This is a genomic window from Pseudomonas sp. IPO3774, assembly GCF_013386835.1.
In the GTDB taxonomy this organism is placed as follows: Bacteria; Pseudomonadota; Gammaproteobacteria; order Pseudomonadales; family Pseudomonadaceae; genus Aquipseudomonas.
Map to the genome: position 1 here is coordinate 1 of NZ_JACAQY010000037.1, position 25394 is coordinate 25394.

13 protein-coding genes are annotated in these 25394 nt (G+C 60.2%); 5 read left to right on the plus strand and 8 right to left on the minus strand.

The window, feature by feature from the left end; translation table 11 throughout:
• Positions 1-1030, minus strand: a 1030-nt coding sequence (locus HYE77_RS20865) for a LacI family DNA-binding transcriptional regulator (RefSeq protein ID WP_177069262.1), incomplete at its 3' end; no start/stop codon positions are given.
• Between the two features lie 277 nt (positions 1031-1307).
• Between HYE77_RS20865 and HYE77_RS20870 the strand changes: the two genes are divergently transcribed.
• From HYE77_RS20870 to HYE77_RS20880, 3 genes are all read left to right on the plus strand, one after another.
• Entirely contained in the window at positions 1308-3299 is a 1992-nt protein-coding gene (locus HYE77_RS20870; protein ID WP_177069263.1) for a hypothetical protein, read from the plus strand.
• Between the two features lie 144 nt (positions 3300-3443).
• Complete coding sequence (locus tag HYE77_RS20875; protein WP_102369240.1) at positions 3444-5474, plus strand: hypothetical protein; 2031 nt, start codon at positions 3444-3446, stop codon at positions 5472-5474.
• 232 nt (positions 5475-5706) lie between these two features.
• Positions 5707-7974, plus strand: a complete 2268-nt coding sequence (locus HYE77_RS20880) for an autotransporter outer membrane beta-barrel domain-containing protein (RefSeq protein WP_134326777.1) — start codon at positions 5707-5709, stop codon at positions 7972-7974.
• Between the two features lie 103 nt (positions 7975-8077).
• Here HYE77_RS20880 and HYE77_RS20885 read toward each other — a convergent pair whose 3' ends face one another.
• From HYE77_RS20885 to HYE77_RS20915, 7 genes are all read right to left on the minus strand, one after another.
• A complete protein-coding gene (locus HYE77_RS20885) occupies positions 8078-11941 on the minus strand; it encodes an Ig-like domain-containing protein (RefSeq protein WP_177069264.1) in 3864 nt (1287 codons plus the stop codon).
• Positions 11942-12066: 125 nt separating this feature from the next.
• Entirely contained in the window at positions 12067-12666 is a 600-nt protein-coding gene (locus HYE77_RS20890; protein WP_102369237.1) for a LysE family translocator, read from the minus strand.
• 174 nt (positions 12667-12840) lie between these two features.
• On the minus strand, positions 12841-17055 hold the full coding sequence (locus HYE77_RS20895; protein ID WP_177069265.1) for a YncE family protein: 4215 nt from the start codon (positions 17053-17055) through the stop codon (positions 12841-12843).
• A gap of 125 nt (positions 17056-17180) precedes the next feature.
• Positions 17181-18020: an AraC family transcriptional regulator gene (locus HYE77_RS20900; RefSeq protein WP_177069266.1), complete on the minus strand. Its 840-nt coding sequence runs from the start codon at positions 18018-18020 to the stop codon at positions 17181-17183.
• An 82-nt stretch (positions 18021-18102) separates the two neighbouring features.
• Positions 18103-18744, minus strand: coding sequence for a DUF1345 domain-containing protein (locus HYE77_RS20905; protein WP_003214055.1), 642 nt, complete (start codon positions 18742-18744; stop codon positions 18103-18105).
• Positions 18745-18787: 43 nt separating this feature from the next.
• A complete protein-coding gene (locus tag HYE77_RS20910) occupies positions 18788-21880 on the minus strand; it encodes an efflux RND transporter permease subunit (RefSeq protein WP_003214052.1) in 3093 nt (1030 codons plus the stop codon).
• Positions 21881-21892: 12 nt separating this feature from the next.
• Positions 21893-23050, minus strand: a complete 1158-nt coding sequence (locus HYE77_RS20915) for an efflux RND transporter periplasmic adaptor subunit (RefSeq protein ID WP_023658897.1) — start codon at positions 23048-23050, stop codon at positions 21893-21895.
• A gap of 305 nt (positions 23051-23355) precedes the next feature.
• Between HYE77_RS20915 and HYE77_RS20920 the strand changes: the two genes are divergently transcribed.
• Complete coding sequence (locus tag HYE77_RS20920; protein WP_008430287.1) at positions 23356-24057, plus strand: response regulator transcription factor; 702 nt, start codon at positions 23356-23358, stop codon at positions 24055-24057.
• 3 nt (positions 24058-24060) lie between these two features.
• Positions 24061-25356, plus strand: coding sequence for an ATP-binding protein (locus tag HYE77_RS20925; protein ID WP_177069267.1), 1296 nt, complete (start codon positions 24061-24063; stop codon positions 25354-25356).
• Positions 25357-25394: the final 38 nt, after the last annotated feature.

Sequence of the window (25394 nt, forward strand, 5' to 3'; positions counted from 1 at the left end):
CAACCATAGAATCTCCCACAAGGGATTGGGTCGAGCCCCGGATAATCAGTTGTGGCAAGAAATCCAGGGTGCGTGGGGGCTGGCTATCGCCGCGCAAACGCTTGAGTAAACAGTCAAACGCACTGGCGCCGATGGCCTCGGTGGGCTGGGCGAGGGCAGTGATGCCGTTGCCCACCAGTGGGTACCAGTCGAGGTCATCCAGGGCGATCAGGCCCACGTCATCAAACAGGTCGCAGCCTAGATTTTTCAACGCACGGGTACAGGCCAGTGCCGCGATTCCGTTGGCGCAGAACAACGCCTTGGGGCCGGATTTGCCTAGAAACTTTTGCAGACGCTGTTCCAGTTCGCCGTCCAACTCCAGTACGGCGCCGGTCAACGTCGGACGGTTGGTCATCTCCGCCTTGAAACTGTCCAGGCGCTCAAGCCGCGAGCTGGTGCCGTCGGTGGCTTCAGTCACCAACAGCAGGTCGCGATAGCCTTGCTGTTCCAGATGCTCCACGGCCATGCGCACCGCCACCCGGTTGTCCAGCCCTACCAGGTCGCTGTGCAGCGGTTCGACCTTGCGGTCCACCAGCACCAGGGGCATTTCCCGTTGCAGTTCCAGCAATTGGTCCAGGTGATGGCCGAGGGTATTCACGATCAGCCCTTCGATATTGTAGGCACGCAGGGCCGCCAGGTGCTGGCGCTCCTGCTCGTCATCGCGGTCGGTGTTGCACACCACCAGGCTGTAGCCGTGCTGGCGGCAGGCGGTTTCCACGCCATGCATCACGGCAATCGAATAGGGGTTGCGGATATCGGCTACCAGCATGCCGATCAGGCGGGTGCGCCCGCGTTTCAGGCCGCGGGCCATCTGGTTGGGGCGATAGCCCAGCTCATCGATGGCCTGCTCGATGCGCAGGGCGATGGCATCGGAGAGCAGGGCACGGTCGTCGCCGATAAAGCGCGACACGCTGGCCTTGGACACACCGGCGCGCTCGGCGACGTCCAGCATGGTCACGCGGCTGCGTTGGGCGGCGGAAAAAGTAGTCACGGCGGCGGGCCTTTCTTATTGGATTTATCTGGGTTCCAAGGCGAAACCAATTGCTGAAACCGGTTTCAGGAAACACCAAGTAGGAAATTTCGTCAAGCGCTGCTCAGTAACCGCCCTGGCAGCAAGGCCGAGCAAAAAGCGACGAATGGAGGGGGCTACCTGTTAATTCTGACAGTATCCGGCCGGAGGAATCGGGCGCTTAATTCTCTCAACGCCACTTGGTATACACACGCCGCCTGCCGGCAGGCCACTGTCCACCGTGTTGAGGATTAAACCCATGTCTGACGTCTCTGAATCCACTTACCTGATCAACCCCTTGGGCGCGGACGACGGGGGCACTGTGTTGCTGGACCCGATGGACATACCCGGCGTCGACAGTGGTGACCCCCGAGGCGTGATCCCGCGCTCGCGCCTGCAGGGCCCGCTGCAGGTCAACATTCCGATGTGGAACCCGCGACCCGAGCCGCTGCTGGATGAGCCGCACATCGTGCGCCTCCGCTGGGTGTGGGCGGGTGTCGATGAGGTGGTTGATTCGCGGCAGGTGTTTGGCCCGCCACCCCCTTTGCCAGCGGTGATCTCACTGGAGGTGCCCCTGTCACGATTGACTGATGAGGGCTCCGGCACCGCGCAACTCTACTACACGGTTCAGGACTCCTTTGGCGGCGTCAGTGTGCTGAATCCCAGGAGAACACTCACCATCGATCTGGACTCGCCTGAGTTACTGAACCCTCTGGATACTGTGGATTTTGTAGTTGCCCCGACCCCGAACGTCGATGAGCAATACCTGCTCGATAACGTGCCGGTGGCGTTCAATATTCCGTTCTACACCGTGCGCGCGGACAGGGACCGGATTGAATTCTACCTGTCCAACCGGGATAACCCGCCGCTAAGCGCGGCGGACGCCGAGTACGTGATCGCGTTAGCCTCAGACCCGCTGGTTGCTTACGTGGACCCCGATATTTTTCGCAGGTTGAACAACGGTGACGCCTATATTTTCTACCGCATTTTTGACGAGGCAGGCAATTTCAGCAGCCAGAGTGCCGGACTGCTGTTTCAGCTGGCACTGACGCCGTTGCCGAGCAACTTGCCGCGTCCGCAAATTCGGCCACCGGCATACGACGACAGCCTGATCAAGCGCGATGATGCACGTCGTGGCGTGTTCATGCGCATTGACCCCGCCTACGACGATTGGGCGCCGGGGGACCAGGTAATCGCCTATTGGAATGCCCGTCCGACAGTCCCGCAGCCGGTACTGAGCTTCCCTTGTGATGTGGAAATTCCATGGCTGACCCTCAGGGGGCCTGCGCCTGTACTGGTTCCCGAAGCGGCGGTGGTGCGCTACGAAATCATTCGCGGAGCCCTGCCTCCATTTCGTTCCTTATCGGAACGGTTCAATGTCGACCTGACGATTGCCGGCCAGGACCATCCCAATGCGCCCGCATTGCTTAACCCGACCCTGGCCAGCGTCACGGTGATAGGGCGCGGCTCCAAGACTCCCAATCAGCTCAATCATCTGGATCGTGGGCTGGCTGCCCAGGCATATGTTCCTTTGTTTGCAGATCCGGTTGCGGGTCAATTGCTCAGTCTGTTCTGGAACGGTGTTGGCCCGGTGGCCAGCCATCCCGTGCAGTTGGGGGAGGTAGGAGGGCAGTTGGTGTGGTTTACCGATATTCCCTGGAATCTGATCGAGGGGACGGTCAATCCACGTCTGCCGGTCCATTACCTCACCAGTAATGGGGTCAACGAACAACAGTCGCCGCCAACTTTTGTGAATGTCGATGTGACGGCGCTGATTGATTTTACTCCTCCGCAAGTTCAGCACACCCTGACTAGCGAGTATGTGACCTGTTGTTCTTCGCCTTCGCCTTTATATGGCGTGCATTGGTTGATTCCGGGCAATATCGGCCTGCAACTTAACGACGAGGTGCGTTTTCACTGGCAAGGCTATGCGCGTAATAACTGGGTTGATCCTATTGCTGGCACTGAATACGAAGAAACCATCCAAGTGCTGCAACCCCATATTGATAACGGTATTAAAGTTGTGGTGGAACCGTTCGACCGGACCTTGGAGCCTATGCGCGAATACGGTTCAGCTGTGGCCAGTTTCGAAGTGTGGCGCAACCTGGGCAAGGTGGGTGACTCCCGGCCAGACGTCAAGGGGAGCGGACATATCCGTGTCGACCTGACCTTTCCAACGGGTGGGTTTTGTAAACCCGGGGATGTCATTAGTTGCACTAGTGATGGAAAGGCAACGTTGGTCAAAGATTAAAGGACTGGGTGTATTTGTTGTTGTGCAGGGAATAGTCGGCGTGTGATAGGCGTGCAAGCGCTTTGTCTCGCGACGCGAACGGCTACGTCAATGGTAGGGAAGTGTGGGTGAGATGTAATTCGTCTTAATATCTGGAGACACGTAATGAAAAAGGACACGCTCGACTTTATCCGTAACTATGCAAAGAATCGAAGTGCCAATACGACTGACGCCTTGCCTGATGGTATTCTTGAAGGTGAGGTGCCTGGCTACCCTGGATTGCTTTCACGGGAGTACAACCTGCGTGAGAATTTGAATTTCTCTATTCCACTATGGCCTGACGCCGATACCCATCCGTTTCTTGACGATCTTGTCAGTGTTTGGTGGAAAAATTTCGATGACACCGAGTGGGGCGAGCCCATTTATAGGTTCACCGTTGCTGCCCCAGGGCCTGAGACAGTGGTGAACATTGCTCAAGGTCGGCGGCCCGCGGGGCGGTACCAAATCAAGTACGGAATTGAAGTACGTGGCGTTGACAACTATTCCGAATCAGATCCGCAGACCGTTGTCGTTGACCTGACACCACCGTATGCCATTTCCCCCGATGCACCGCCGGCGCCGATTCCGCCTGCCGACCTGCCGACACCTGCCGACCGCGACTACTTTGAAAGCAAGCCCAATGAGTCTGCAATGTTTACGATCCCGGATTATGTGGCGCATGGTCGGGCAGACGGCGATTGGGCGTATCTTTACTATAATGGCTCCGATACGCCCTATGCACCCAACCCGCCCGATCCTTCGCCACGCTGGAATCTGCCTGCGGACCTGAGCTTTCCATTGCCATTATCCGTGGTTGACGCCAATCCGGATGGCCTGCGCAATTTGCGATATGAGTTGTTCGACGCGGCAGGGAATTGGGCGCGGCTTTCGACTGCCTACGAGATGGACGTGGGCCTGTTTCCAGCGCCCGAGAACCTGCTGGCCCCCCTGGTTGACCGAACCTCACCCCCCGGCGATGTATTGATTGATCGGGCAGACGTTGCGCTGGACGGCGGCATGATCGTGCGTATTCCTGAATATACGAACTTTCTGCGCGGCGTCGATGGAGATGAATTCCTCGTCACATTGAGGACAAGCATCACCACCGTTCCCTTGGAGGCCCAGCCACTGGGCAACAGCCGTTTCCCGGCGGAGGTTTACGTTCCGTACAGGGTGCTGGAAATCCTGTATGGCGCCACTCGAGGGCTATTGCCGTTGACGGTTTCCTATGTGGTGCGGCGGCGGTCTGTCAACAACCCGGCGACACCGACCACCACCGTCAACCTGGACCTGTTTGTTGTCGGCCCCACTCCCATTGGCCCGGACCCGATCAACGATGACCTGCTGCCCGTAGTCGTGAACGGGGTGGACGCAACCGGTACCGAGGGCCCCGACGACGAACTGGAGCGCGACCACGCCAACCGGCCTGCAATTGCTCGGGTAACGTTATGGAGTACGGCACCCACACCGGATGCCAGCGACTTTACGATCCGCCTTTACTATTCGGGCGAACTCGTTGCTACCCAACCGGTGACCGGCGCCTCGGCTGGCCAGGTGATTCCGCTCTCAATCCCGTGGAGCTTCATTGAGCGTCATGGCAATGGCCGCAAGACGGTGTTCTACACCATTGCCCAAGGGGCCAGCACCAACCGCCAGTTTTCCCCTGACACGACGGTGACGGTGAATGCCAACTTCAAAGAGCTTGCCCCGCCGGTGGTACGACATCTGTCGGACGCAGGGGCGATCAACTGCGCTACGTTCAGGCCTGAAAATCCTCCCGGAAACGTTGTGGTGTTTATCCCGCCTTCGGAGCACTTTGAACTGAGGATGGTGGTTACGCTGCACTGGCAGGGCTACAGCGACAATGCAGGAACGATAGAGGTCCCGGCAGCAGTGGGTCGTGTGGACTCCATACCGCTCACGCAAGCCATGATCAATTCTGGGTTCGAGTTGCTCCTGGGGCCCTATGAGACCATCTACAAACCCATCCAGCCCAACTCGGGTGCAAGGCTGGCCGGCTCCGCGCGGATCTGGTACACCATCAACCTGCCCGAAGGACCATTACCTTCCGATGAAGCGCATCCTCTTGTTCGCGGGGTTCGGATAGGTGGAACGAATGGCTTTTTCTGCGACGGTACTGCCGTCCCGCTTCCTTGATACTTGTTTGAGCCCTAATGCCAAAGAGGAGCCTTGCTCCTCTTTGGCATTTTTGCCGTTGGGTCGACTACAAACTGCATTCACTTTCAGCACAGCACCTTGGGATTAGTCCTACAGATGTTGGGAACAGCTCTGGGTACCTTGGGCGCCGCTTGATTGGCAGGGTCCACACGCTTTTCGGAACCGGCCAGTTTTTTTCCGTAAAGGAACGCCAACCCAGAGGTCCGTAAAGATGTCAGCTCCATTCAATTTCAAACCAACTCCCTTAAGCCTTGCCTTCAAGGCCAAGGCCGTCACACTGCTGATGCTCATGGCGCAGCTGTCCGAAGCGCGTGTCGTGACCGGCCCGGATGAAACGGTGGGGCCTGGCCCGCGCCCTGACACTTTTGAATTGCGTGCAGGTTCCCGCCTGACGGTTCATGGAGTGCCCACCCTGCAAATCACTGCCAATTCCGCAACCCTGATTGTCAATGCCGGCAGCAGCACCCGGGACATTGCCGCAATCAACTCCGACATCCGCATCGATGGTTCGGACGTCATTGCGCGGGATTCGGGAAGGGCCGGGGTTCATGTCACGGGCAGCAACGTGCTGATCACCAACAGCAACGTTACCCACAACAACGGAACCGGGCTGGCAGCGGCCCGTTCCCTGGGCGCCACCAATGGTTCCAGCGTCACGGTCGTCAACAGTCACATCACCGGCAGCACCCGCGGTGCCTCGGCCAGTGCCCACAGTGTGCTGGACCTGACCGATTCGCGTGTCGAGGCGACCGCAGATGATGGCGTGGGTATCGAACTGTTCAATGGCCAGGCCCGTGCGTTCAATACCAGCATCGTTGGTGGAGACATTGGCGTGAAGATGGGCGTGGATAACGACCCGACTTTGGCCAGCAGCCTGATCCTCGACCGCTCGAGCGTCGAGGGCAAGACCGGTTCGGCGATTCAGGTCGGCTCGTTCAGGCCCGGGGAATCCACCCTTGCTGATATTCATGTACTCAATGGCTCCACGCTGACCGGCGCAAACGGTGTGCTGCTGGAAGTCATGAACGGCGCCACCGCCAACATGAACGTCGACCGCAGCTTCCTGGTCGGTGACGTGGTGGTCGAAGACGGCAGCACCGCCAGGTTGCAGCTCAACAATGGCTCCTGGCTCACCGGCAAACTGCAGAACGTCGCCGAGTTGAGCGTCAATTCAGCGTCCCACTGGATGCTGGTGGATGACAGTTCAGTCGGCGACCTGATCATGGGCGGCGGCACCGTGCACTTTGGTGGCGCCGATGAGTTCTTCCAGTTGGACGTCAACAGCCTGTCGGGTGACGGCAGCTATGTGATGCACACCGACTTCAGCACCGGCCAGACCGACTTGCTCAACGTCAACGGGGTCGCCACGGGCAACCACAGCCTGCTGTTGGCGGCGACCGGCTCCGAGTTGGCGAGTGCCTTGCCGATTCGTGTGGTGCACACCGAAGGTGGCGATGCGCACTTCTCGCTGGACGGCGACACCGTGGATGTGGGCGCCTATTCCTACGGGCTGAAGAAGGAAGACACCGACTGGTACCTCGACCCTAACCGTCGTGGCACCAGCAACAGCACCAAAACCGTGATGGCGTTGTTCAACACGGCCCCCACCGTGCTGTACGGCGAGATGTCCCTGCTGCGTACCCGCATGGGTGAACTGCGCTTCAGCGACGGCCAGAGCAACGGGTTCTGGATGCGTGGCTACGGCAACAAATACGAGGTAGCCGGGAACAAGGACGGTGGTGGCTACACGCAAAATCAGCGTGGCCTGAGCCTGGGGGCCGATGCGCCATTGTCGAGCGGAGATGGCCAGTGGATGGCCGGTGTCATGGCGGGTCACAGCACGTCCGACATCAGCGCCAACACTTCCGGCAGCGGCAAGGTCAACAGCTACTACCTGGGGGGTTATGCCACCTGGATCGACGACGAGAGCGGGCTGTACTTCGACGGCGTGGTCAAGCTCAACCGCTTGCACAACGAGGTCAACGTGACCATGAGCGACGGCAAGCGTGCCAAGGGCAACTACACGCAGAATGCCGTGAGCGCATCGGCGGAAGTCGGCCGGCATATCAAGCTCGACGATGGTTACTTTGTAGAACCGTACTCGCAACTGAGCACAGCGATTATCCAGGCGCAAAGTTACGAGCTGGACAATGGCCTGCAGGCCAAGGGTGATCGCACCGCCTCCGTGGTGGGCAAGCTCGGCGTGACAGGTGGCAAGAATATCCAGCTGGAGAGCGGCGGGGTGCTGCAGCCCTACCTGCGTACAGCGTTGGCCCATGAGTTCAACCACAGCAACAAGGTCAAGGTGAACGACCAGCGCTTCAACAACGATGTGTTCGGTTCGCGTATTGAAGTGGCAGCGGGCGTGGCGATGTCGGTGTCGAAGAACGTCAAGCTGCACGCTGATATTGAACATGCCCAAGGCAAGAAGGTGGATCAGCCGTGGGGGGTTAATGTGGGAGTGCGTTACGATTTCTAGGAAACAGGGGTAAAGAAAAAAGGAAGCCGAGGCTTCCTTTTTTTGTGGGTGGGGGGTTTGGGGTTAAATGGATCTGTCCCCATCATTTTTTGATGAATAATTGCTAGTAGCGAGTAAGGCACCATCCTCCGTAGATTGCATGGGAAGAGTTTACCGCCCATAACTGTATAGGGGCAGATATGTGCACGAACCAGTACCACGCATGCGGACTGAACTCGCAAAGCCCGTAATGTTTTGAGCGCGCTGGTGGATAATATATAGTGTTGAGCCGGTCCAAAGGACCAGTCCCCACAGTAGAAACTATCGGGTAGCCTCCTATCGATCGCATCCAGTTTATCTGAGCCTGAGAACTTTGTTCCGTCTCGTTGACTTGCAGTTGATAGATGTTGGAAACATTAACTGTATACTGCCTTTGAATATTGTTTCTATCAAAAGCAGTGATAACTGCCGATCCGTTGCGATTACCTGTCACCTTGCCCGACGAGGCATCTACTGAAGCAATCGCGGGGTTACTGGAGCTATAACGGTAGTTTGGCACGCCACCACTGGCCACGCGAGTCGCCGTATTGTTCGGCCAGTCTTGCCCTCTTGGGGACCAGTTTGCAATGATCCTAACTCCATTCAGGTTTAATTGACTTTGATCAATCCTCAGCGAAGTAATTACCGTATAGGTCGCAGTGGGGAACGTAATGGCCGTGGATTCAACGCTACTGCCATCAAACGTTACCTTGCACGTTACGGTGATGGTGCTGTTGTTAGGTAGGCCGTCCAGCCATGTGCGCAGTACCGCCTTGTTCACCAAGCCGGTCGATACTTCTCCCGCCGGCAGGCTGTAGTTTGTCAGCACATTCAACGGCGCGCTGCCCGCCCTGGTCAGTTGTACCCAGACCTTCTGGCCCGTTGCGGCCAAAGGCCAAGGGGCAACACTCAAGGTGGCATTGGTGCTGAAGTTATTGAGGTTCAACTCACCGCCTGTAGGGACGCCATTGATCAGCGGCCGAGGCAGCGCCGAGGACGGAACACGGTTGACGGTCAGCTTCTGTGTTTCTGACGGGACAGTAGTCGTCCCTATCGTCGCCATATAACGGAGCTCGATCAATTTGCCCGCGCTGTTGGCGAGGATGTCCCGGCTGATCTGAAAGTCGACGCGCTTATTGGTGTTACCGTTCTGCGACGGGATGGTCGCCATGGTGCCGTTCGGGTAAATCCACTCGAGGGCGATGCGGTGGGCCGCGGTCATTTCGTTATAGGCCACCGCCACATAGGCGTTGTTCTGCCAGTCCTGTGGGTCGATGGTCAAGGTGGCGCCTTGCAGATTGGCAAAGGCCGGGCGCGGCAATGTGGCGGGGATCGACTGGATAATATGCTCGCGTACACCAAACAATACTGCGGTGTTTTTATCAGTGCTTTCGGCCAGGCTGACCCAGAAGCGAATGGTCAGGTGCGACTCGTTCCTGAGGCCTTGCAGCTCCGCCAAAGGTATGGGTTGCGAGACACCCAGGGTGGCGCTTTCTCCAACAGGGGCGGCGATAAAAGTGTCCAGGTTGAACGCACTGCCGTCGGTGTTGGTACCCGTGTATTGCAGCCACATGAACTGCTCTTCAAAGGCCAAAGGCCAGGCCGCCACACGGGTGCGGGCTTGAGCGACGAGCTCGTTCGTCGGCAGGATCACGCTGTTGCCGACCCCGTCGATGGTTGGTGTGGGCAAGCCACTCAACGGCAGCAGGTCCAGGTTCAGAGTATCCGACTCATGGAGAAACCCGCTGCGGGTAAAACTGTATTGCACACTGATGCGGTTACGCTCGTTGCGAATGCCCTTGGCAATGGTACGGGCCTCTATCGGCACACCCACTTCATTGGTGTCGGGGTTGCCCCAACCCGTTTCGACGGTGCTGCCCAGCAGATCGGCCGTCACCCATTTCACTGAAAACGATTCGCTCTCGCGCATGCGCCGGTATTTCACCAGCACCGTTGCACCCGATTGAGCTGCCAGCGGGTCAAGCCGGTCAGGGTACTGCTCGGCTTCCACGACTTCAGGCGCATCCAGTTCCACGCCACGGCCCACGGTCAGGAGGGTTGTAAACGAGCGCAAGGTGAGTTTCGGCAGCGGGGTTTCGCGTTCCAGGCTGTAGGTGATGCGCAGTTGGCCATCGAAGTTGTTATCCAGCACCGCACGGCTCACCGGCAGTACCAGTGGCTGGCCCTGTGTCGCACCGTTGATCGTCACCGAACCGCTGGCGGAACCGCCTGTGCCCGTGCCCACAATGTTCCATTGGATATGGTCGCGGCTCCTGGTTGCCGTATAGGGTAGCGTCAGCAGCACGCTGTCGCCCACTACGTCAACCGGGTCAACGTTGTCGTCAATCGCACCCTGCAGGGTGGGGGCAGGCATGGTTTCGAGGCGTTCGTCGATGCGTACTGTCAGCACCCGGGATTTGCGTTCGATCAGCGCACCGTAGGCATGCAACTGGCTGTCTGCGCCGTCGTCGACCAGGTAGTACACCGCGACGTCACCTAATCCCTTGAAGCGTTGCAGCACCTCGCTGGTTACCCGGCGCGTGCCCCCTTGGTCCCCGGCCAGTTGCGGGTCGGAATAGCGCATTCCACCGCCCCCTGGAACGATCTGCTCGATGACCAGGGTTTCCATCGAATCGTAGGCGTGGGGCTGGTAGGACGGGATGCTGATAAACGCATCATCGTCCGGGTTGATCAGGCCCAACTCGCTCGGGGTCACGGTCACTGCCGGCATCGAGGTCGGTGTACCCACCACCGTTACGGTGACACTGCCAGACTGCCCGAGGTGGCCACCGGTGGCCGTGTGCCAGACGAATGAAGCCCTGAACGAGCCGCCGATGACGCGCTCGATCAAATCGCGGTCCACCGGGAAGATCTCTTCCCGACCGTTCCTGACTTCGACAGGATCAAGCACCAGTTCTTCGATCGTGCCGTCCGCCAGTGTGGCCGTCAGGGTAATCGTGACCTGGTTTGGGGGCAGCGGGGCCGGTGTCACCCGTGGGGTCTGCAACAGGATTTCGAACAGTGAATTACTTTGCGTGTCGTAATCGATTTGCCGGCTTTCCGCGTCATCCACCAGGAAAAACGGCGCGCTCATCAAGCTGGGGTCCAGTTCGGCGACCAGTCCATACGGCTTGGAGTACTGGTATTTTTCCCCTGAGTAATTCTGAACCACATCGAACACCCTGAAGCGCAGGGTGAGTGCGCCGTTGAGGCCGCCCTTGAGAATATTTTCCTTGCTGATAAATACCCTGATCGGCTGGATACCAGCGGCCTCGGTGGCCGTGACCAGGTGCCTGATCTCAACTCCGTCCCAATAGAACTCAATGGTGTCGTTCTTGCGCACGTTCGGATAGGGCGCAATCACGGCGTATAACCCGCGACTGATCGTGTCCATGTTGATCGTGCTGCTTTCGGGCAAGCCGTCGACACTCAGGCTCAGTTTACTGTGCCATTTGTCGTCACCATTGTTCTCTATCCCGCCGGGACGGGTGGTCTTGATCAATATGCTTTGCGGCGGCGAGGTGCTTTCCTGACCGCTGCCTGCGCGCACTACCCGCGCGCGCACTTGAACTTCACCTTCAGGCATGCGTTCGGCGATGACGTACATGCCATAACGATCCTGGTCCATCTCGACGACACCAGACGCCTGAAGATCGTTATTGAGGTACAACTCAAAGGCGTCGAAGATGGCCCAGGTGTGCCATTTTTCCAGGACGAAATACGCATAGGGCTGAACATGCCGAATGCCCAGGCCATAGGCGTAAGGTTCATCGGGATACCGGTCAAGCGAGACCGGCGGGAACGCCGAATAGGGCGGGGCCAGGTCTTCAGCCGTGATCACCGGCAGGGGCGCGGGCTCAAGGAGGGCCAGGGGGCTGTCGGAAACAGTTACACCTGGGGCTTCAATGACCGAGGCATTGTCATCGGGGTCGATCGGTTGGTTGGGCATGCTGACCACTCCTTGCTGGAAGTCACGCACAGCGCTGGCTGTGCATATAGGCAAGGGAAATCAAACACCCGCAGCCCCGATAGCGGATAGCTGTGAAAACTGACAGTGCCGACGAACGGTTGTGTCTACACCCAGACGCTCAGCCAGCTTGAGACCAGCAACAACACCGCCATGCAGCGGTTGAACCGTTGCATGGCCTTGGGCGAACGAAACACCCGGCTGCTTCCAACCCCCAGCAATGCCCACGCGCCGAGGCACGGCAAGGCGATCACAAAGAACGCCAGCGACAGGTACAGCACATGGCTCTGGCGTTCATCGCCATTGCCGGCAAACACGCTCACCACCGCCAGGGCCATCATCCAGGTCTTGGGGTTGACCAGTTGCAGGCTGGCGGCGCCGGCCAGGCCCAAGGGTTTTTGCACGGCAGCCGGGCCGATTGACTCGGCGGGGGCGCTGAAAATCTGCCAGGAAAGGTAGCTGAGCCAGGCGACCCCCAGCCATTGCATCGCTGCCTGCACCCGGGGCCAGTGCGCCAGCGACTGGCCAACGCCGGAGCCTACCAGCAGCACAATCCCCGCCGCCCCCGCGCATGCCCCCAGCACGATAGGCAGTGCGGCTTTGAAGCCATACCGTGCGCTGTTACTCAGCACCAGGATATTGGTGGGGCCAGGAGTGATGGAGGCTACAAAAGCGAATAACAGGAAGGGCAACAGGGTAGGGAACATGGTGGGGCGACTCCGTAGGTGGGGCGATGGAGTCGATGGTTGCAGGGGCGTGGTGGCGTGTCTGGAAGGTTTGAGCAGGGCAAGCGCATCGGTATATGAGGCAGGGGGAGTGGGGGATAAAAAGACGGGACAAATCCATGACTAAGACGGATTTGTCCCGGTGTTGGCTGTGACTTATAAAGCGATGACTGTCACTTTGTCGTCGATAAAGTCGGCTGTATAAAGTCTTGAACCGTCGGGTAATACGCAAGCATCGTAGGCGCGGCGCGGGATATCAATGCTGCCTATTATCTCCTCTGTGCGCGTATCAAAGGTTAGAAGTGTTCCTGGATTACTAGTGGTTACCACATACGCGCGTGCAATTTGTTGATTAACGGATATGTCAGCGCTCCGACTGCCGCTAGGGAGCAAAATGGTTTTGTGAAGTGTGTGGCTGTCAGTATTGAAGATGAGTATTTCACGTAACGTCGTGCAATACATGAGCGATGTATTATGAGGGTCGGCCGCGAGTGAGTAAGCAAATCCTGGTAGCTCGATTGTTGTAGTTATCTTGTAAGTGGTGGTGTCAATTACAAATAGTGCGTTTACACCGGTCCTGATCGCCCCGTGGGTATAAAAACTGCTCCCGTCGGCGCTAAAGGCCATTGCGTAGGCTGTGCTCCCTACGCCGTTTGCGGACACAGGTATCGAAGCCAAGTGGCGCCCACTATTGGCATCGTAGATGTCAATGCTGAGTGGACTTTTGGTATAAAGTTGCGTACCACTCGAGTTGAGTACCAGCTCAAATGCTGAGGAGGGGATAGAAAATCTCCTGATAATATTGAAGTTTGTGGTGTTTATTGCTCTGACTTCACGTCCAACTCCGATTATGTATAGAATTGAGCCGTCTGGCGAAATTGCGCAGTTGTTTGAAGTTACTTCTAGGATTGTGCGAATTACGCTATTGCTGGCGGTATCGATAACCGATATCCCGTATTGCGAGGTTGTATATACTCGTCTACTGTCCGGGCTTGCAATTGTCGAGAGAGGAAGGCGTGCCACGTCAATAGCGCCAATAATTCCCACCCGTCTTACAACGCTATACGTCGTCTGCTGAAACACCACCGCGCTTGACTCATCGTCACTGCCATCAAACGTCACCTTGCACGTCAGGGTAAATATCCCGCCGTTTGCCAGGTAGAGGAACCAGCTGCGCTCGACGGCTTTGCTCGCCAAGCCGTTCCTGGCTTCCGCCGAGGTAATGCTATAGCCGTCGAGGATGTACAACGGTTCTACCCTGTCAGCAGTGCATGTCAACCAGACTTTTTGCCCTTGCTTACTCAAATCCCATTTAGCCACAGAGGCCAGCGGGTTGCCGACAATGGCATCCATATTCAACGAACCGCCATTGGCGATGCTATTGATCAACGGTCGCGGCAAGTTATTTGGTGCGATGCTTTCAACCCTCAGCACTTGAACCTCTGAAGGCACCGGGCTGCCATTGATGGTGGCGACATAGCGCAACTCAATGGTTTTGCCGACGCTGTCTGCCAGCACTTCATTGGTAATGACGAAATCCACACGACCGCCGTCCAGGCCGTCCTTGGCGCCAATATCCGCAACACCACCATCCGGGAAAATCCATTGCAACTGGATGGAATGGCTTGGATTCATGCCGCCATACGCCACCGTGACACTGGCGTTGTCTACGTGGTCCAGCGGCTGAATGGTCAGCGTTGCCCCGGGCTGGTCGTTGAACCGTGGGTGCGGTAGCACGGCGGGCAGGGTTTGCACACGGTGTTCACGCACGCCAAACAGCACGGCGGTGTTCTTGTCGGGGCTTTCTGCCAGGCTGACCCAGAAGCGGATGGTCAGGTGCGAGCCATCCATCAAGCGCTGCAGTTTGTCCACTGGCGCGGGTGGCGAGATACCGTTGGCGGCACCGTTTTCGGTGACCAGGTTGGCGGTGTAGGTGTCCTCGCGGTACGGGCTGCCGTCGGCAAACGTGCCCTCCCAACTCATCCACATAAACTGCCCGGCATCGATAAACGGCCAGACGGATACACGGGCGCGGGCCTGGTCATTGAGTTTCGACAGGTCGAGCAGGGTGCTGTCGCCAATGCCGTCGATCGTCGGTGTGGGCAGCCCGGTGAGGGGAAGCAGGTGCAGGTCGACAGTGTCCGAGGGGTACGGAAAGGCGCCACGGTTGAAGTGGTATTGCACGCTGATCTGGTTGCCACCGGGGCGAATACCCCTGGCGATGGTGCGCGCCGGGATGGTCACGAATACTTCGTTGGTGGACGGGTTGCCCAAGGTGTACTCGGTGGCACTGCCCAGCCCGTCGCGGCTCAACCAGTCGACCTTGATCTGGTCGGTGGCCTGCATCGGCCGGTATCTCACGATGACCTTGGCGCCGCTCAATGCGGCCAGGGGGTTGAGTGCGTCGGGGAACAGGGTGGCGCCGTCGATAACCGGACGCTCCAGTTGCACGCCGCGGCCCACGGTCAGGTTGAGCACCTCGGAGCGCAATACCAGGCGTGGCGGGCCGCTGCGTTCGAGGCTATAGGTAATGCGCAGGCTGCCATTATTGTTGTTGTCGAGGATCGCCCGGCTCACCGGGAAAACCAGGGGCTTGCCTGCCGTGCCGCCGTTGATGCGCACAACGCCGCTGGCCGAGCCGTCAAGGCCGGAGCCGATGGCGTTCCAGTGGATCAGGTCACCTTCTTCGGTCTGCCCGTGCGGGGCGGGCAAGGTCAGGGGCAGGGTCAGCAGCAAGGTGGGCGTGGTCACATGGCTGGGGTCGATGTTGTTGCCCAGGGCACCTTCCAGGTGTGCAGTCGGCATGTTGCCGATGCGCTCACCCACGTGGGCGAACAGCTCGCGGGACTTGCGAGTGGTCAATGCGTTGCCGTCCAGGACGTGGCCGGCGCCATCGTTGACCAGGTAATAAAACGCGATGTCGCCCACGCCTTCAAACTGTTTCAGGTTCTCTTTGCTGACGTAGCGCGTGCCGCCCTGGGCGCCCGCCAGTTGTTCTTCCTTGTAGATTTCGCCACCGCCGCCCGGGCGGATATGCTCAATCACCAGGGTTTCCAGCCAGTCCGGGTCGTGGGGTTCGTAGAAGGGGATCTGCACGGTGATGTCCTGATCGGGCTCGATCAGCCCCACCTCGATCGGTGCGACCGTCACTGCCGGCATCGCCACCGGCGTGCCCACCACGCTGACGGAGGTACTGCCGGATTGCTCCACGCGGCCGTCGTTTTTCAGCCACTGGAACGAGACCCGGAAGGACCCGCCCACCAGTTGTTCGATAATCTCGCGGTCGACGGTGACAAATTCAACGCCGAGGTTTTTGTCCACCACCGGGGCCAAGGGGAACACCTGGGTCGAACCGTCGGCCAGGGTACCGAACAAGGTCACCGCCAATTGGTGCCGCGGCAGGGGCGCCGGGGTTTGCCGAGGCACCGTCACCAGCACTTCGAAGGTTGCCTCGCTCTGGGTATCGAAGTCGATCTGGGTCGCCTCTTCGTAATCCACCAGGAAGATCGGTGCAAAAAGCAGGTTCGGATCCAGCTCGCTGTCCAGGAAGTAGGGTTTGGAGTACTGGTATTTATCCCCGGAGAAGTTTTGCACCACGTCCGAGACCCGGAACCGCAGGGTCAGCTTGCCGAAATGCCCCCCCTGCAAAATGATGTCCCTGGAGACAAAGACGCGAATCGGCCCTGAACCCGCGACTTCGGCCGGGCTGACGATATGCGTGACTAAAACCCCATCCCACGACAGCTCGATCTGGTCATTCTGGCGCAGGTTTTCATAGCGCTGGATCAGGCACCAGACCCCGCTGTTGGCATTATCTATATTAACGGTGGAGCCCTCAGGCAGGCCTTCCACCGTCATCACCAGGCCCGGGTGCCATTTGCTGCCGGGGTCGTTATCGCGGCCACCGGGGCGGGTGGTCTTGATCAGGATGGTTTGCAGCGGCGACGTACTCTCCTGGCCGCTGCCGGCCCGCACTACGCGGCCGTATATCTGGACGTCGCCTTCGGGGATGAATTCTTCGGGGACGAACAAGTCGTAACGGTCCCGGTCTTCAAGCGCAATATCGGCGGCGACTGCATTGACCAGGTCGTTGAGGTAGAGGGCGTAGAAGTCGTAATTGAAGTTGAACCAGCGTTCGAAGGTCCACTGGGCAAAGGGGCGCACGTGGCGGATGCCCAGGCCGTAGACCCCTCTTTCAGGATACAGCGTGGCATCCAGCGGGACCGACGGATAGGCTGACTTGGGTGGGTCGAGGTCTTCGACGCGGCGCGACGCCAGGCCTGACGATGGGTTATGCAGCACGAGGGCGTTGCCGGGCGGGTTGTTGTCGCCCAGCGGCGCATTATCCGGGGCTATGGGAAAATTGGGCATGGACAGGCTTCCTTGAATGAGGCGCGGCCCTGAGTGGCCGACTGCTGACAAGGAGATCAAACACCTATCGGGGGGCGTGGCGAACCTGTGAGAATTGACAGTGCCGACGAGTGGTGGTGGCGCAGCTAGCGCTGCAAAACGCTTGAACACCGCTTGCGATACGCCGCCGGCGTCAGGCCATACGCCCTCACGAACCAGCGCCCCAGGTGACTCTGGTCGGCAAAGCCCAGGGCAACCGCCACGTCGGCGGGTTGCTTGCCGTTGGCCAGCCAATGCCGGGCGCGGGCCAGGCGCAGTTGCACCAGGTAGGCATGGGGTGGCAGGCCGAAGGCGCTCTTGAAGGCGCGGGTAAGGCGAAAGCGATCGACGCCGCAGGCCCGCGCCAGTTCATCCATGCCCACATCTTGCTGCAGGTGCGCATGCAGGTATTCCCGGGCCTTGTGCGCCACCCGTGGCAGGCGAGGGTCTTCATGGTAGCGGGTGCGCCAGTGCAGTTGCGCAGTGAGGCGTTCGAGCAGTTGGTCCATCGCCTGTTGCCGCACGATGCGCAGCTCACCTCCGTGCAAGGTCTGGAAGGCCCGGCTGGTGGCCAGGGCCAGGCGCGGGTCGCTGGCCAGGGTGCTGGCAAACCCCAGCTGGCTGTCGAGCGGCGCTTCTTCGAACACTGCGCTGACTTCCCGCGCCAACCACTGCGGGTCGAGGTAAAGCATGTGGTAGGTAAAACCGTCCGCCGTGGGCGCATTGCCGTCGTGCAGCTCGCCGGGCTCCACCAGGAACACCTGGCCGGGCACGCTGTTATGGCGGGTGCGCCGGCAGTTGAACTGCTGCACACCTTGCTCCGTGACGCCCACCAGGTAGCTGTCGTGCCAGTGCGGGTCGTAGGCGTGGCCCTCGAAATGCGCGCGCAGGGTCTCGATGCCGGTGTCGGCGTCCTGAGCCAGGTCGATCCAGTTGTGGGCGGCCATAAAATACCTATGGGGTGGAACACTGCAGGAGCGAACAAGCTCGCTCCTGCAGGGGCTTAGCGTCTAGAAGGTTTGTGCAGCTTCATCCAAACAATCCGGCGGCAATATTGATCGAGAACCCCAGGATCGCCGTGTTGAACAGAAACCCGATCAACGATTGCCCCAGCACCACCTTGCGCATGGTACGCGTGGCAACCCCGACATCCGCCGTTTGCACCGCCACGCCGATGGTGAACGAGAAGTACAGGAAGTCCCAGTAATTGGGCGTACGTAAATCCTCGGCAAAGCGCAGTGCCGGCTCGGGGCCGTCCCAGGTGTAATACAGGCGCGCATAGTGCACGCTGAAAATCACCCCGATCAGCAGCCATGAGCCAACCACCGTCAGGCCGGTGAAGCCGTAATGCAACAGGCGCTGGCTATCGCTCAAGTCCTTGGTGCCCACCAGGTTCAGGGTGATGGTCGCCAGGCTGGCAATCGCCGCAATGCACACCATGAACAACACCAGGCCGGCGTTCTCGTCCTCGATCTCGGCGATGCGTTTCACGTCGTCGGCGCGGGAATGGCTGGTGAGCCACAGCATCAGCACCAGGTAGGTCCAGACCCCGGCGTTCCAGCCGATGAGGATTTTGCTGATGATCGTGTCGGCGGGAGCCAGGAGCCCCACCGCCAGGCCCAGGACGGCGGCGGAGGACAGGCGAGGGTGGGTGCGTGCGAGGAAGGGCATGGCGCTCACAAATCAGGGATGTGTAAGCACCATAGCGCATTTATTACGTGTGGCGCTTGCGCACCAGCTTCATGACCACGACGAAGAACACCGGCACAAACACCACCGCCAGCGTCGCGGTAATCATGCCGCCGATCACCCCGGTACCGATGGCCTGCTGGCTGGCCGAGCTGGCGCCCGTGGCAATCGCCAACGGCACTACGCCGAGGATGAACGCCAGGGACGTCATGATGATCGGCCGCAGGCGCAGGCGTGCGGCTTTCAACGTGGCGTCGATCAGGTCTTCACCCTGGTCATACAGGTCCTTGGCAAACTCGATGATCAGGATCGCGTTCTTCGCCGACAGCCCAATGATGGTAATCAGGCCGACCTTGAAGAACACATCGTTGGGCATCCCGCGCAAGCTTACGGCCAATACCGCGCCGAGCACGCCGAGGGGCACCACCAGCAGCACCGAGGTCGGAATCGACCAGCTCTCATACAGCGCCGCCAGGCACAGGAACACGATCAGCAGCGACAAACCGAGCAGCAGCGGTGCCTGGGAGCCGGACAAGCGCTCCTGCAACGACAGGCCGGTCCATTCCTGGCCCAGTCCGGCGGGCAGTTGGCTGACCAGGCGCTGGATTTCCTCCATCGCCTCGCCGGTACTGTGGCCCGGTGCCGATTCACCGGAAATCGCGATAGCCGGGTAGCCGTTGTAGCGGGTCAACTGGGCGGGGCCCTGAATCCAGCGCGCCTCGACGAAGGCCGACAGCGGCACCATCTTCCCGGCATTGTTGCGCACATGGATCTTCATCAGGTCGGCCACCTGGCTGCGCTGATCACCTTCGGCCTGCACCACCACCCGCTGCATGCGGCCCTGGTTGGGGAAGTCGTTGATATAGGCCGAACCGATGGCCGAGGACAGCACATTGCCGATATCGGCAAAGGAAATGCCCAGGGCATTGGCTTGCTTGCGGTCCACCTCAAGCTGTACTTGCGGAGCTTCGGCCAGGGCGCTTTCACGCACGTTGGCCAGGATCGGGCTTTTCTCGGCAGCGGCCAGCAGTTCGGTGCGGGCCTCCATCAACGCGGCATGGCCGACGCCACCACGGTCCTGCAGGCGGAACTCGAAACCACTGGAGGTGCCCAGGCCATCCACCGGCGGTGGCAGGATTGCATAGGCAATCGCGTCCTTCAGCTCACTGAAAGCCGCGTTGGCACGGTCCGCAATGGCCGCGGCGGAATCCTTGCTGCTGCGCTCCGACCAGTCCTTGAGCGTGGTAAACGCCAGCGCGGCGTTCTGCCCCGAACCGGAGAAGCTGAAACCCATGATCATCGTGGTATCGCCCACGCCCGGCTCGCCGGCGTTGTGTGCCTCGATCTGCTCGGCCACCTGCACCGTGCGGTTTTTGCTGGCGCCCGGCGGCAGCTGGATATCGGTGATGGTGTAGCCCTGGTCTTCCACCGGCAGGAAGGAGGAGGGCAGGCGGGCGAACAACACCCCAAGCCCCACCACCAGCACCAGATAGATCAACAGGTAACGCCCGCTGCGCTTGAGGGCGTAGGCCACCCAGCCTTCATAGCGGTCGGTGAACTGCTCGAAGCGCCGGTTGAACCAGCCGAAGAACCCGCCTTTCTCATGGTGCTCGCCCTTGGCAATCGGCTTGAGCAAGGTCGCGCACAGGGCCGGGGTCAAGGTCAGGGCGAGGAATGCCGAGAACAGGATCGAGGTGGCCATCGACAACGAGAACTGCTGATAGATCACGCCTACCGAACCCGGCATGAACGCCATCGGCAGGAACACCGCCACCAGCACCAGGGTGATACCGACAATCGCCCCGGTAATCTGGCCCATGGCCTTGCGCGTGGCCTCCTTGGGCGACAGGCCCTCGGTAACCATGATCCGCTCGACGTTCTCCACCACCACAATCGCATCGTCCACCAAAATGCCGATGGCCAGCACCATGCCGAACATGGTCAGCACGTTGATCGAGAAGCCCAGCAACAGCATCGTCGCAAAGGTGCCCATCAGCGCGATGGGCACTACCAGCGTCGGGATCAATGTGTAGCGGATGTTCTGCAGGAACAGGAACATCACCGCAAACACCAGCAACATCGCTTCGCCCAGGGTGTACACCACCTTGGTGATCGAGACCTTCACGAATGGCGAAGTGTCGTAAGGGATCTTGTATTCGACGTTGGCCGGGAAGTAGCGCGCCAGTTCGTCCATCTTCGCCCGCACCAAGGTCGCGGTGCTCAAGGCGTTGGCGCCCGGTGACAGCTGCACGCTGACGGCGGTGGACGGCTTGCCGTTCAGGCGGGTGGAGAACTGGTATTCCTGGCTGCCGATTTCCACCCGCGCCACGTCACCGACGCGCACGGTGGAACCGTCCGGGTTGGCCTTGAGCACGATGTCGGCAAATTCGGCCGGGGTCGAGAGTTGGCCTTTCACCAGGATCGACGCGGTGATTTCCTGGGTCTTGGTGCCCGGCAAATCGCCGATGCTGCCGGCCGACACCTGGGCGTTCTGCGCCGCAATCGCCGCGTTGACGTCGGCCGGGGTCAGGTTGAAGCCGATCAGCTTCTGCGGGTCGATCCAGATGCGCATTGCGCGTTCGGCGCCGTACAGCTGGGCCTTGCCCACACCGTCCAGGCGCTTGAGTTCGTTCATCACGTTGCGCGCCAGGTAATCGCTGAGCGCCACGTCATCGAGCTTGCCATCACTGGAGGTCAGGGTCACCAGCAGCAGGAAGCCGGCGGAGACTTTCTCCACCTGCAAGCCTTGCTGCGTGACGGCTTGGGGCAGGCGCGGCTCCACCGCCTTGAGACGGTTTTGCACGTCAACCTGGGCCATCTCCGGGTCGGTGCCCGGCTGAAAGGTGGCGGTGATGGTGGCCGAACCGAGGCTGCTCTGGGATTCGAAATACAGCAGGTGATCGGCGCCGTTAAGCTCCTGCTCGATCAGGCTGACCACGCTTTCGTCCAGGGTTTGCGCGGAGGCACCCGGGTACACTGCATAGATCTCGACTTTCGGCGGCGCGACGTTGGGGTACTGCGCGACTGGCAACTGCGGGATGGCGAGGGCGCCGGCCAGCAGGATAAACAGGGCGACCACCCAGGCGAAGATCGGGCGGTCAATAAAGAACTGCGGCATGTTTAACGATCCTTATTGGCCGGATGCCTGGGCGATGGGCGCGGGGCTGTCGTCGACCTGGACTTTCTCGCCAGGGCGGGCGTGTTGCAGGCCTTCGACGACGATACGGTCACCGGCCTTCAGGCCGCGGGTCACCACCCAGCGGTCATTGACCACCGAACCCAGTTCTACCGGCTGCTGGCTCACGGTTTGCTCGGCGTCCAGCAGCAACACCATCGGGATCCCGGCGCTGTCGCGGGTGATCGCCCGTTGCGGCACGCTGATCCCTTGCTGGTCGACGGCTTGCTCCAGGCGCACGCGGATAAAGCTGCCGGGCAGCAGGTCGAGGTCCGGGTTGGGGAACTCGCTGCGCAAGATGATCTGCCCGGTGCCCGGGTCGACGCTGATCTCGGCGAACAGCAACTTGCCCGGCAGCGGGTACAGGCTGCCGTCATCCTGGATCAGCGTGGCCTTGGCCTGGTCCTGGCCGACTTGCTTCAAGTGCCCGGCGCGAAAGGCCCGGCGCAGGTCGTTCAGCTCGCGGGTGGATTGGGTCAGGTCGGCGTGGATCGGGTCCAGTTGCTGGATCAGCGCCATCGGTGTGGCTTCGTTCTGGCCCACCAGCGCACCTTCGGTCACCAGCGCACGGCCAATCCGACCGGAAATCGGCGCAGTCACGGTGGCATAACCCAGGTTCAATTTGGCGCGCTGCACGGCGGCCTGGTTGGCGGCCACATCGGCGGCGGTTTGCCGGGCGGCGGCGCGGGCGTTGTCGTATTCCTGGCCGCTGATGGCGTTGCCTTCCACCAGTTGGCTGTAGCGCTGCTCTTGCAAGCGCGCCTGGAATGCATTGGCCTCGGCCTTGCGCAGGCTGGCCTGGGCGCTGTCGAGGTCGGCCTTGAACGGCGCCGGGTCAATCCGGAACAGCACATCGCCCTGTTTGACGTCATGGCCTTCCTTGAACACCCGTTGCAACACCACGCCGGCCACCCGGGCGCGCACTTCGGCGATGCGTGGCGCGGCAATCCGTCCGCTCAACTCGCTGGTGATGGACAGGGGCTTGGCTTCCAGGGTTTCGATCCGCACCTTGGCCAGCGGCGCCTCGGCGGCGTCGTCCGCCGACTTGCCACACGCGCTCAACGCCAGTGTCAGGGCCAACAGGCAAAACGGCGCAAACAGATTCTTCGACATGCTCATATCCCAATATTGACTGGCGCATCCTACGGGCGCCCCCGCCACAGTGCTGTGAAGCTCTGTAGGTGGTGTGTGAAGAAATGTAAGGTGCGACCCACAGATGCACGCGGGCGTATATCCTTCATAGCCGCCGAACCTTACACGATCTTCCTGACACCGAAGATCAAATGTGGGAGCGGGCTTGCTCGCGAAGGCGGTGTGTCAGTCGCCGTGTGCGTTAACTGAAACACCGCCTTCGCGAGCAAGCCCGCTCCCACATTGGATTTGCGTACTACTCAGAAATTGTATTATTTGGAAATACCATGCCCAACATTCTTCTGGTGGAAGACGACGCCGCGCTCTCCGAATTGATCGCCAGTTACCTGGAACGCAACGGCTATCACGTCAGCGTGCTCAGCCGGGGTGACCACGTGCGTGAGCGTGCGCGGCTCAACCCACCGGACCTGGTGATTCTCGACCTGATGCTGCCGGGCCTCGACGGCCTGCAGGTCTGCCGGTTGCTGCGGGCCGACTCGGCCACGCTGCCGATCCTGATGCTCACCGCCCGCGACGACAGCCATGACCAGGTGTTGGGCCTGGAAATGGGCGCCGACGACTACGTCACCAAACCCTGCGAGCCGCGGGTATTGCTGGCGCGGGTGCGAACCTTGCTGCGCCGCAGCAGCCTCACCGAACCCCAGGTGGCCAACGACCAGATCCTGATGGGCAACCTGTGCATCGACCTGTCGGAACGTACCGTGACCTGGCGCGGCCAGCCGGTTGAGCTGTCCAGCGGTGAATACAACCTGCTGGTGGTGCTGGCCCGGCACGCCGGCGAAGTGCTCAGCCGCGACCAGATCCTGCAACGCCTGCGCGGCATCGAGTTCAACGGCACCGACCGTTCGGTGGACGTGGCGATTTCCAAGCTGCGGCGCAAGTTCGACGACCACGCGGGCGAGGCGCGCAAGATCAAGACGGTGTGGGGCAAGGGCTACCTGTTCAGCCGTTCCGAGTGGGAATGCTGAGCCATGTTTCGCGTCCTGATTCGGCTGTACCTGATCACCATCGTCACCTTCGCCGCCGCGATTTACCTGGTGCCCCGGGCGGTGATCCAGCTGTTTGAACACCGTTACATGAACTACAACATCGAGCAGTCCCGAGGCATGCAGAGCCTGATCGTCAAGGAGTATCGACGGGTGCCGATGGAGCAGTGGGCCAATGTCACCGTGCGACTGTCGGCGGATTTCGCGCCGCTAAAGGTGCAACTGCTGCGTATCCAGGACGCCAGCTACACCCCTGAAGAACAGCGCCTGCTGGAAAAAGACCAGATGGTGATTCGCCTGGGCGAGTGGGGCTGGGCGGACGACGTCAGCTCGGCCCTGGACGACCAGTTGGTGGTCAAGGTCTCGGTACCGCCGGACCCGCTGGACATGAACCTGCTGTACTGGAGCATGAACGTGCTGATCGGCGCGGCGCTGCTGGCATGCCTGCTGTTCTGGCTGCGGCCCCACTGGCGCGACCTGGAGCGCCTGAAAAGCACCGCCGCGCAACTCGGCCAGGGCAACCTTGCGGCCCGCACAAAAATCCCGCCCAGCTCCAACATCGGCAGCCTGGCGGCGGTGTTCGACACCATGGCCAACGACATCGAACAGCTGCTCAACCAGCAACGCGACTTGCTCAATGCCGTCTCCCATGAACTGCGTACGCCGCTGACGCGCCTGGACTTCGGCCTGGCCCTGGCGCTGTCCGACGACCTCCCGGCGGCCAGCCGTGAGCGGCTGCAAGGGTTGGTGGCGCACATTCGCGAGCTGGATGAGCTGGTGCTGGAGCTGCTCTCCTACAGCCGTTTGCAAAACCCGGCGCAAACACCCGAGCGGGTGGAAGTGGTGCTGGATGAGTTCATCGACAGCATCCTGGGCAGCGTCGACGACGAACTGGAAAACCCCGATATCGTGATGGACGTGGTGCTGGACTGCGCCGTGGAACGCTTCACCCTGGACCCGCGCCTGACCGCCCGTGCCCTGCAAAACCTGCTGCGCAACGCCATGCGGTATTGCGAGCGGCGAATTCAGGTGGGGGTGAAGGTGTGTCCCAGTGGGTGCGAGATTTGCGTGGATGATGACGGTATTGGCATTCCGGTTGACCAGCGGGAGCGGATTTTCGAGCCGTTCTACCGGCTGGATCGCAGCCGGGATCGAGCCACTGGCGGTTTTGGCCTGGGATTGGCCATCAGCCGGCGGGCGCTGGAGGCGCAGGGCGGAACATTGACGGCCCAGGCTTCGCCATTGGGTGGTGCACGCTTCCGGCTCTGGCTGCCGAGTTAAAGAACACCACAAAACCATTGTGGGAGATTCTATGGTTG